Below are 10,535 nucleotides of genomic sequence, written 5' to 3'. Positions count from 1 at the left end.
ATATGTACATATATTATTTTACAATAACAAATCATGTGTGCTAACATTTATTTGAAAGCGATTGCAAAAAAACATCTTGATAACGTGACTAGTTAAAAAATCGATGAATAAAATTTGCACCGTTTTTTAAAGATCAACTGTTCAAGTGGTTTTGAAATTTTGGGATGATATGTATATAAAAAACTACTTTTTCAAGAGATGCTTACTCGTTCTTTCTCCTTTTTATATAGTGTTCAAAATATTCTAACCAATTTTTTATACTTAAAAAACTTATAGCTTAATTATATGATTACCTATACTACTACCATCTTTAAACTAACAATGAAATGATTAAGTATATTATTTAAATTTTGTTAAACATAATTTTAAATAGTATTCTTATTATTTCGGCGACTATCACTAGATGCCGTTAAGTGAAATAAATTTTTGGGAGGACTATATGGCTAAGAAAAAAGTTATAGGACAGAATGGTAAAGCTTACGTAGTAAAAGAGAAAAAACCGTTTTACAAAAAAGTTTGGTTCTGGGTCATTGCAACAATTTTACTTTTTGCTGTTGGCGGCTCATTAACTGGAGGAGGTAATAATAACAGTTCAGATACAATTACTGCTAAATCATCTGAAGAAGAGATATTCTCTGATCCAGAAACTTCTGAGACTACTTCCAATATTCCAGAAGTTTCAACCGAAATCACACAATCTTCTGCAGAAGAAACCATAACATCTCCAAATACATCTGAAACTACTGAACAACCGAGTTCCAATGATGATGTCTCTCTCGAGTTCTCAAATGCGCTAAGATCTGCTAATGATTATTTGAACTATACTTCATTCTCACAACTGGGACTGTATGATCAACTGATTTATGAACAGTATCCTCCTGAAGCAGCTCAATATGCCATTGATAATGTGGATACTGATTGGAACCAACATGCGTTACAAGCTGCACAAGATTATTTGGATTACTCATCTTTTTCTAAAGCTGGCCTTTACGATCAATTGATTTATGAGCAATATACACCTGAGCAAGCACAATTTGCTATTGATAGTATAGAAGCTGATTGGAACCAACATGCATTACAAACTGCACAAGATTACTTGGATTACTCTGCCTTTTCAAAAGCTGATCTGTACGATCAATTGATTTATGAACACTATACATCTGAGCAAGCACAATTTGCCATTGATAATTTACCGTAATGATTATAGATTTTTTCAGAAACAGTAAGTTAGTTGCTTACTGTTTTTTTGCTGGTAACCTGCATTTTTTTCATCATCAAATCTATGTTACAATTTCCTTATAAAATTATAGGAGAGACAATTATGAACTATCATCCCCAAGAAAGTATCATGAGTAAGTTGATTCAATTACAAAAACAAGAACATTCGATTATTGCTGCTGTTATAGATAACAAGAATATGATTGTATCGATTGGTAAAACAACTGTCTTTATTGACAATGATCCCACTTCTCATGCTGAAGTAAACGCAGTAAGACAAGCTTGCAAGCAACTAAATACACATAGACTACCACAAGGTTATTGGTTATATAGTACCTTTGAGCCATGCCCTTTGTGTAGCTCAGCAATTATTTGGGCAGGTATAGACGGCGTAGTCTACTCTAATAATCCAGCATACCGTGGAAAAGAGCAAAATTGGTCATTCATATCTTGCGAAGAAGTTCTTCAAAAAGGATCTTATATACATGATGTTTCATTGATCAAAGATTTCATGATTGATGAGATTAAAGATTATTTTACTTAATTATCTAAAGTCGATAAGTATCTAACTGTTTGCATCCAATTCATTTATTTTGCGATTTCACCTATTTTGAAATGCAATAATAAAAAAATTCATGTTTCATCTATTAAGTTTTTTTCCAAAACCCTCATCAACCGTCCAAATTGATCTATCTCCTTTGACACTTCCTTGTATCCCCACTTTTCATATAGTCCTTCATGCTGTGTAGTTATATAAACATTTCTAAACCCAGTTTCCGTTAATCTACGTTCGCCTATTTCTACTAATTTCTTACTAATGTGATTTCCCCGATATGCTGGTGTGACAAAGACAGTCGCAATATTTGGCGTGTATTCATTCGTGTCGATAATATCTTTTTTGACAAGAGTACAAAATCCCACAATTTCGTCTTTTTCTTTTGCGATAATCACAGATTCCCAATCTGTGAATTCGTGCTTTGCTATTTTATCTGCTGTATACTTTGCTGCCTTCCAATCAAATTGACGAATAGTATCAGCTACTTTAAACCATTCAGGGTGATCATTCGTTAAGATTATATATTCCATCTACATTTCCTCTTTTCTAATCATTTCAAATATACTTACTTGAGTTGTTGAACCTACCCTAACATTTTAAATAAAAAAACTCAAAAAATCCCCATTCTATGATAATGAGAATTACGATTTCATATATTCATTGAAATATAGATTATAAACTAATAGTTAATACATTGATTGGCTAAGATTGTCGTATGATAAAAATCTATTGTTTTGCGTACTTCGTGGTTTAAAATAAAAAAATAGCTTGATTTATTATGCTACACCATGTGACTAAATTTCTTTCTGTTTGATAGTATTCTTTGCATTTTAAACTTTTTATAGTTGTAACTAAAACAGCACAACTTAAAAGTATTAACTTGCTGCTTTATTTTTTACATTATTCATATATTAGCAGTATGATAAATAGATAAATAACATATAGGAGATATTATAATGAAAAGATTTTATTTTATTTTTATGGTGAACAGTCTTTTTTTACTTGCTTCTTGTGGGACGATCACTTCAAACAATACAACTTCAAGCAGTACCACAGATGTAACGATAAAAAATAAAGCTTCTACATCTGAAATAAATTCTAATAACCAATTTTCCGAAGGCTCTTCCAGTATTCAAAGTTCTAAGATTCAAGAAATCACAAAGTCTACTCAATCATCTCAGGCAACAACGGAATCGACTATTATCCATTCTAACCCTGTGAATAATTCGCTAAATTCTGAAAAAAAAGCAATGCAAGTCCTCATTAGCCTCTCCCCTGAATTACAAAATGATGATATTGTGGTTACATTCTATCAAATGGTTGATTCAGATTATCTATTTAATGCACAAAGTAAATCAATTCTAAGGCAAGGAGGATCCGGATCCATAGGTTTTTATCGAGTTTCTAAACAAGGTGTTGTTACAATAACTGATGCATATGGTAATCCATTAAAATAATTAAAAAAAATTTTTTCTAACAGCTGTAAGTAAATTAGATGATTTTTTAAACAATCAAGATAAAAAAGCATCTTGTCTAGTAGTCCAACTGACATGAAGAAAGATAGCCAATAACTGGCTTTCTTTCTTCATGTAGTACCATTTGTAGTACCAATAATTAAATGGGGTTTACATGTTTTTATCAACAACGAAAAGTTTCCGGACAAATTATTTCCCTACCAAAACGAAAGGATGGCTAAATCAGCCATCCTTTCATTTTGGGTACCAGAATGGGTACCATATTTTATTTCAAAGCGAACATGTTTTTGGTACTGATTTTTTATTAGTAGCGTAAACCTCTATCCTAAAGGCGTTCGTTCAATTCTTTCGCAAGATCTTCAAACCCTGGTTTACCTAGAAGTGCGAACATGTTTTTCTTATAAGCTTCTACCCCTGGTTGGTCGAATGGGTTGATTCCGTTGATGTAGCCTGAAATGCCGACAGCAATTTCAAAGAAGTACATTGTGTAACCTAAAGTGTAAGCATCCATTGCTGGGATTTTTACTAATAGGTTTGGTACGTCGCCGTCTGTGTGGGCTAATAATGTTCCTTCAAAAGCTTTTGTATTTACAAAGTCAACTTCTTTTCCTTGTAAATAACCAAGTCCGTCTAAGTCTTCTGCTTGTTCAGGAATCGTGATCGATTTACGTGGTTTTTCAACTTTGACGATTGTTTCAAAGATATTGCGGCGGCCTTCTTGGATAAATTGACCTAGTGAGTGCAAGTCTGTTGAGAAGTTTGCACTTGAAGGGTAGATTCCTTTTTGGTCTTTTCCTTCTGATTCGCCGAATAATTGTTTCCACCACTCAGAGAAGTATTGCATTCCTGGTTCGTAGTTGATCAATAATTCAGTTACTTTTCCTTTACGGTAAAGGATGTTACGCATTGCTGCATATTGGTAAGCTTCGTTTTCTTCAAGTTTGTCACTTGAGTAAGCTTTGCTTGCATCTGCAGCTCCTTGCATCAAGGCATCAATATCTGCTCCGCTTGCTGCGATTGGTAGTAAACCAACTGCTGTCAATACAGAGAAGCGTCCACCAACATCATCAGGAATAACAAATGTTTCCCATCCTTCTGCGTCGGCTTCTACTTTAACAGCGCCTTTTGCTTTGTCTGTTGTTGCGTAGATGCGTTTGTTTGCTTCTTCTTGTCCATATTTTTTAACAAGTAATTCTTTGAATACACGGAATGCAATGGCTGGCTCAGTCGTTGTTCCTGATTTTGAAATGACATTTACTGAGAAGTCACGATCGCCGATCACTTCGATCAAGTCAGCAAGGTAAGTTGAGCTGATTGAGTTTCCAGCGAAGAAAATTTGTGGTGCTTGGCGTTTGTCGCTTCCCAACAAGTTGTAGAATGTATGTTGTAGGAAATCGATTGCTGCACGAGCGCCTAAATAAGAACCACCGATACCGATGACTACAAGGACTTCAGAATCAGATTGGATTTTCTTAGCAGCTGCTTTGATACGATCAAATTCTTCTTTGTCGTAGTTCGTAGGTAGGTCGATCCATCCTAGGTAGTCGCTGCCTGCGCCTGTTCCTTCTCGTAATAATTTGTCTGCAGCAGTAACTTGACTCTGCATATAGCCTAACTCATGTTCATTGACAAATGGTGCAACTTTAGAATAGTCAAAATGAATGTGTGCCATTTTTGTTCCTCCTTAAAAGTTTCAATCTACAGATATACTTTACGTTTTTTTTGCTTATTTTTCAAGCAAATATACGAGAAGCTTCTAATATTTACAAGAAACTTCCATTTTTTTAAACTAAGCCTTGCATTGCCATTACTTTTGCGACTTTTTCAAAGCCAGCAACATTGGCACCTAGCAAGAGATTTTTTTCGTTACCAAACTCTTTGGCAGTTTGACGACAAGTTTGATAGATGGTTGCCATGATGTCGTCTAGTTCTGTGTCGACTTGGCTGCTTTCCCAAACAAGGCGTTGGGAGTTTTGACTCATCTCTAGCGCAGAAACAGCAACTCCACCTGCATTGGCAGCTTTTCCTGGACAATACCAGATGTCTGCTTTTTCAAAAACTGAAACGGCTTCAAGTGTCGATGGCATGTTTGCGCCTTCGGCTACGACCTTGACACCATTTTCTACTAAGATCTCTGCCAAATCACCATTGATTTCGTTTTGTGTGGCACAAGGCAAAGCAATATCTGCGGCTTGTTTCAATGTCCAAACAGATTCATTTGCATGATATTCAGCTGACGAGCGTTCTTTGACATATTCTGTCAAACGGGCTCTTTTGACTTCTTTTAATTCTTTTAACAGATCAAGATCAATGCCTTCTGGATCATAGATGTATCCGCCTGAATCGGAACATGTAACGACTTTTCCACCTAGTTCATGGACTTTTTCGATGGCATAGATTGCTACATTTCCACTACCTGAGACAAATACGGTTTTGTCAGCAAATGAATCTTGTTCTTCGTTCAATAAATGTTTTACATAGTAAACCAAGCCGTAACCCGTTGCTTCTGTTCGAATCTTGCTTCCCCAGAAATCGAGTGGTTTCCCTGTCAACACGCCTGCATCGTATTGTTTCAACCGTTTATAAGCACCATATAGATAGCCGATCTCGCGCGCACCAACGCCGATATCTCCAGCTGGTACGTCGATTGAAGGTCCGATATGCTTCGCTAGTTCTAACATGAAACTTTGACAAAAGCGCATGATTTCATTATCTGATTTTCCTTTTGGATCAAAGTCACTTCCGCCTTTACCACCGCCAATTGGCAGACCAGTTAGGCTGTTTTTGAAAATTTGTTCAAATGCTAAGAATTTTAAAATACTCAAGTTGACACTTGGATGAAAACGTAAGCCACCTTTATATGGTCCGATGGCTGAATTGTATTGGATTCGATAACCACGATTCACTTGCCAGTTTCCTTGATCATCTTGCCAAGGTACACGGAATTGGAGCACGCGTTCTGGTTCAACTAATATCCCTAGAATATTTTTTTCAATATATTCTGGATTTTTTTCTAAAAATTGGATGACCGTGGGCATAAATTCATCGACCGCTTGTAAAAACTCGCTTTGGCCTTCATCTTTTTGGTGAAGTTTTTCTTGTATCGATTGTACATATTCTTTTGCATTTGACATAGGTTCACGCTCCTTTATTCTTCTGACTTTATTTTAGCTTATTTCAATCATAGGTCAAAACATTTTCTGCGAATCGTCGTCAAATATGCTACACTCTCTGTGAGGTGAGAAAATGGAAAAAACTTATGACGTGATTGTTGTTGGTGCAGGAACAAGTGGCATGATGGCTGCAATTAGTGCGGCGGAGTATGGTGCGAAAGTCCTGTTGATCGAAAAAAATAAAAAAGCGGGAAAAAAATTATTGATGACTGGTGGCGGTCGATGTAATGTCACAAATAATCGCCCAGTCGATGATTTGATTGCGCATATCCCTGGAAATGGTAAATTCTTATATAGTACGTTTTCTCAATGGAACAATTTCGATATCATGGAATTCTTTGAATCACAAGGGGTTCATTTAAAAGAAGAAGATCACGGACGAATGTTTCCGGTGACGAATAAATCGAAAACGATCATTGACGCATTAGTTCATCGTCTGAATGAATTGAACGTCACGATGTTTTTTGGTGAGCGTGTTGAAAAGTTGATTCATAAAGAGAATCAAATCTATGGTGTACGTACGGAATTTGATGAATTTAAAGCAAAATGTGTCATTTTGACGACGGGTGGTCGAACGTATCCATCGACTGGTGCAACGGGTGATGGATATAAGTTGGTCAAAAAAGTGGGGCATACTGTCACGCCCCTTTATGCAACAGAATCTCCGTTGATCTCTGAGGAGCCTTTTATTGCTGATAAAGTGTTACAAGGTCTTTCTTTACAAGATATTACATTGCGCGTCTTGAATCCAAAAGGGAAAGTGATCACGGAACATACGATGGATCTTTTATTTACCCACTTTGGGATCTCTGGCCCTGCTGCTTTACGATGTTCGAGTTTTATCAACAACGAACTACAAAAAACACAAGCGCCTGTCACTGTATCTTTAGATTGTTTTCCGACGAAGTCTATGCAAGAACTGGTACAAGAGTTAACAAAGTTGAGTAAAGAATCTAAAAAGAATCTAGCCAATGCTTGGCGTGGTTTTCTACCTGAACGTCTCCTACAGTTCTATCTTGAGCGTTTAGAAATGACGGAGTTGACTGGTAGCCAAACAACGGAAAAACAAATTCAGGAGTTTGCTGCATTATGTAAAAACTTTGAGATGTTGATCCACAAGACATTTCCGATCGAGAAATCTTTTGTGACAGGTGGCGGTGTCTCTTTAAAAGAGGTCAACCCGAAAACGATGGAAAGTAAACGATTGAGTGGTTTGTTCTTTGGTGGAGAGTTACTTGATGTCAATGGCTATACGGGCGGCTTTAATATTACTGCAGCTTTTGCTACTGGGCGAGTTTCCGGGATGCATGCAGCGATGCAAAGTCAGTGGTAATAACTAAAAAAGCAAAACAATACTTGAATGTAGTCATCTTTGAAAGGCAACGTGTGTCGTTTGCCTTTCAAGGGCGCTCATTCCGTATTTGTTTTGCTTTTTTTAGTTCTAACTCTTGATATCAACAAATGTTGCATTGGTCAACTCGGCGATGGCTTCTGGAGCTAGCTCTATTTGCAGTCCTCGTTTTCCAGCAGAAATGATGATTTGATCATACGCTCTTGCCTGTACTTCAATAAATGTAGGAAATAACTTTTTCATCCCGATTGGTGAACAACCACCTCGAATATATCCGGTTGTTTTTTCTAAATCTTTTAGGTGGAGCATCTCCACTTTTTTATTGCCAGATGCTTTTGCTAGTTTCTTTAAATCCAGTTCGGTGCTTCCAGGGATCACAGCGACGATTGGGCCTGTGTTATTGCCGACTGCAACTAATGTTTTAAATATCCTGTCTTCACTCCCAGGCAACTGATTTGCAACGGATGAGGCGCTGATATGGTCTTCATCCCAAGCATATTCATGTTCTGTATAAGCAATCTTTTTTTGTTCGACCATGCGTATCGCATTGGTTTTCACTTGTTTCTTTTTTGCCAAAATATTCACCTTCGTCTAGCTTAATTTTCATTGAGTAAACTAATGATTTTTTTTAATTGTTTAACTGGTAATTGTCCAGGTGCCGATGCACGTGTCGCATCTAATGCACCAAATGTGATGGCTGAACCGGTCACGTTGCCAGCAAGTCGAGAGACCATGCCGAGTTCTCCCATCGACATTGTGACTAAAGGCATCGAAACAAACGAATGGGCGCGACGAGTCAATTCCATCATACGTAGGACATCTCGTTCATTGTTTGGCATCACAGCAATCTTACCAATACTTGCACCAAAATGTTCCATCATATTCAAACGATACAGCAAAACTGGATCTGCTGGGGTTTCTTTGAAATCATGACTACTGATGACCAGTGGGATCTGCCGGCGATGGATATCATGCAGCAGATCTTTATCCATACTTTCAATTTTGAACAACTCAATATCTAGCATATCCACTAATTCTGTATCGATCAGAAATTTATATAGATCGTGGTAGTCTTTGATTGAGATGTCTTGTGCGCCACCTTCTTCTAAGGTGCGAAAGGTCAAAAGTAAAGGAAGTCCTTCTAGCATCTCATAGATCAATACTAATGTTTCCTTTAATTGTTCGTGATCAAAGACTTCTTGATAACAATCAAGTCGCCATTCTGCTAAATCGGCGCCTGCTTCTCTCGCTAGGATCGCTTCTCTTAAAAGATCCTCACGAGTCGTGCCAGTCAAGGGCGCACATACTTTTGGACGTCCGGTACCAAATCTTACCCCTTTTACTTGAAACATTGCTTCACGCCCTCTCTATTTTTTTATTTCATATACGAATACCTTTAAATAATTGCCTTCTGGGAAAGAATCAATGGTTTGAAAATCATCAGGTAAGCGATACACGCCGCTGATTTGATAATCATACTCCGCAGAGATTAGTTCGTCTTCGATCATCGCTTGAAATTGATCGATCGATACATTGGCTGCATTTGTTGAGGCAATCAAGACGCCTTCATCTGCTAAGATCGACAAGCTATCTCTAACTAATTCCCCATAATTTTTTGCCACACGAAAGACTTTTTTCTTGTTCCGTGCAAAGCTTGGCGGATCTAAAATGATCACGTCATAAGTAAACCCTTTTCGTTGTGCGTATTTAAAGTATTCAAAGACATCCATGACGATGATTTTGTGTGCATCAGAAGTTAAACCATTGACCTCAAATTGTTCGCGTGTCTTATTTAAGCTTCGTTTCGCGAGATCGACACTTGTCGTTTCTCTTGCTCCGCCCATCGCAGCAGCCACCGAAAAAGCACCGGTGTAACTAAACATATTCAACACCGATTTTCCTAATGCCAGTCCATCGATCAAAGCTCCTCTGACTTCTTTTTGATCAAGAAAAATCCCTGTCATGAGTCCTTCATTCAAATAAGTGGCATAGGTCACTCCGTTTTCTTGGACGAGTAAAGGTTCTTTCGCTTCTTCCCCCGTCACATGCTGGCTCTCAGGTAATCGTGTCGTTTCAAAACGAATTTTTTCGTAAACCCCTACAATTTCAGGATAAGCAGCTTGAAAAGCGTTTAGTAAAACTTCACGAATCAAGTATAAGGTTTCATTGTACCAAGAAAAGACAGCAAACCCATCATAATAGTCGATGATCAAGCCACCGATACCATCGCCTTCTCCATTGAACAAGCGAAAAGCCGTAGTTTGCTCGTCGTTAAAAAAGCTTGTTCTTTTTTCTCGGGCTGTATGGAATTTTTGTTCAAAAAAGGATTGATCAAATGGTTCATCCTGATCACTTAGTATCCAACCAATCCCTTTGTTTTGTTTCCCTAAATAGCCTTTTACTATAAATTTACCTTGTTGATCAACTAATTCCACCCATTCTGTTGTTCGTTTCACTTGAACTAAATCTTCTTCTTGGATCAATGGGTAACCTTTTAAAAATTTTTTGACCGCTCTTTTTTTGATTGTTAGTTTCATTGGCTCACCTGCTTTTTCATTCTCCCTTTTAGTATAACAAAAAACAGCCTGCTTGTCTTAGTGATTCCTTGGCTTGAGCCTACTTTCCCTCAGAAAAAGATCATGTACATAATGGTTCATCCTAAAAGCATGTTTATCTAAAAATGAAGGATATTAAAGAAAATCTTAATCTATTAAGCTTGATTTGTACTTTCAATTGACACTATTTTGGTCTACTAGTAAAAT

10 protein-coding genes are annotated in these 10,535 nt (G+C 37.1%); 4 read left to right on the top strand and 6 right to left on the bottom strand.

The window, feature by feature from the left end; all coding sequences use genetic code 11:
• The first annotated feature begins 439 nt into the window (after nucleotides 1-439).
• Both JZO83_RS03835 and JZO83_RS03830 read left to right on the top strand, forming a co-directional pair.
• Nucleotides 440-1,198: an Ltp family lipoprotein gene (locus JZO83_RS03835; protein WP_242542380.1), complete on the top strand. Its 759-nt coding sequence runs from the start codon at nucleotides 440-442 to the stop codon at nucleotides 1,196-1,198.
• A 123-nt stretch (nucleotides 1,199-1,321) separates the two neighbouring features.
• Entirely contained in the window at nucleotides 1,322-1,762 is a 441-nt protein-coding gene (locus tag JZO83_RS03830) for a nucleoside deaminase (protein ID WP_242542378.1), read from the top strand.
• Nucleotides 1,763-1,851: 89 nt separating this feature from the next.
• On the opposite strand, the gene JZO83_RS03825 is transcribed toward JZO83_RS03830, so the two are convergent.
• The gene (locus tag JZO83_RS03825) at nucleotides 1,852-2,304 is read right to left on the bottom strand and encodes a GNAT family N-acetyltransferase (protein ID WP_207115011.1); all 453 of its coding nucleotides are present in this window, start codon (nucleotides 2,302-2,304) and stop codon (nucleotides 1,852-1,854) included.
• A 426-nt stretch (nucleotides 2,305-2,730) separates the two neighbouring features.
• Between JZO83_RS03825 and JZO83_RS03820 the strand changes: the two genes are divergently transcribed.
• A complete protein-coding gene (locus JZO83_RS03820) occupies nucleotides 2,731-3,231 on the top strand; it encodes a hypothetical protein (protein ID WP_207115010.1) in 501 nt (166 codons plus the stop codon).
• Between the two features lie 343 nt (nucleotides 3,232-3,574).
• On the opposite strand, the gene JZO83_RS03815 is transcribed toward JZO83_RS03820, so the two are convergent.
• Together JZO83_RS03815 and gdhA are read right to left on the bottom strand one after the other, a co-directional pair.
• Entirely contained in the window at nucleotides 3,575-4,921 is a 1,347-nt protein-coding gene (locus JZO83_RS03815; RefSeq protein WP_207115009.1) for a glucose-6-phosphate isomerase, read from the bottom strand.
• 112 nt (nucleotides 4,922-5,033) lie between these two features.
• The gene (gene gdhA / locus JZO83_RS03810; RefSeq protein WP_207115008.1) at nucleotides 5,034-6,383 is read right to left on the bottom strand and encodes an NADP-specific glutamate dehydrogenase; all 1,350 of its coding nucleotides are present in this window, start codon (nucleotides 6,381-6,383) and stop codon (nucleotides 5,034-5,036) included.
• A gap of 112 nt (nucleotides 6,384-6,495) precedes the next feature.
• Here gdhA and JZO83_RS03805 point away from each other — a divergent pair, with 112 nt between their 5' ends.
• Nucleotides 6,496-7,755 carry an NAD(P)/FAD-dependent oxidoreductase gene (locus JZO83_RS03805; protein WP_207115007.1) on the top strand — a complete coding sequence of 420 codons (1,260 nt, stop codon included), beginning with the start codon at nucleotides 6,496-6,498 and terminating at the stop codon, nucleotides 7,753-7,755.
• A 108-nt stretch (nucleotides 7,756-7,863) separates the two neighbouring features.
• On the opposite strand, the gene ybaK is transcribed toward JZO83_RS03805, so the two are convergent.
• The 3 genes from ybaK to JZO83_RS03790 are packed head-to-tail and all read right to left on the bottom strand — an operon-like array spanning nucleotide 7,864 to nucleotide 10,310.
• Complete coding sequence (gene ybaK, locus JZO83_RS03800) at nucleotides 7,864-8,349, bottom strand: Cys-tRNA(Pro) deacylase (protein ID WP_207115006.1); 486 nt, start codon at nucleotides 8,347-8,349, stop codon at nucleotides 7,864-7,866.
• A 20-nt stretch (nucleotides 8,350-8,369) separates the two neighbouring features.
• Nucleotides 8,370-9,125: a type I 3-dehydroquinate dehydratase gene (gene aroD, locus JZO83_RS03795; RefSeq protein WP_207115005.1), complete on the bottom strand. Its 756-nt coding sequence runs from the start codon at nucleotides 9,123-9,125 to the stop codon at nucleotides 8,370-8,372.
• Nucleotides 9,126-9,140: 15 nt separating this feature from the next.
• Nucleotides 9,141-10,310, bottom strand: coding sequence for a class I SAM-dependent rRNA methyltransferase (locus JZO83_RS03790; protein ID WP_207115004.1), 1,170 nt, complete (start codon nucleotides 10,308-10,310; stop codon nucleotides 9,141-9,143).
• Nucleotides 10,311-10,535 lie beyond the last annotated feature (225 nt).

The organism is Enterococcus sp. DIV1298c (assembly GCF_017316315.1).
Lineage (GTDB): Bacteria > Bacillota > Bacilli > Lactobacillales > Enterococcaceae > Enterococcus_B > Enterococcus_B mangumiae.
The sequence above is the reverse complement of the archived record's forward strand: the minus strand, read 5'-3'. Positions and strand labels throughout refer to the sequence as shown.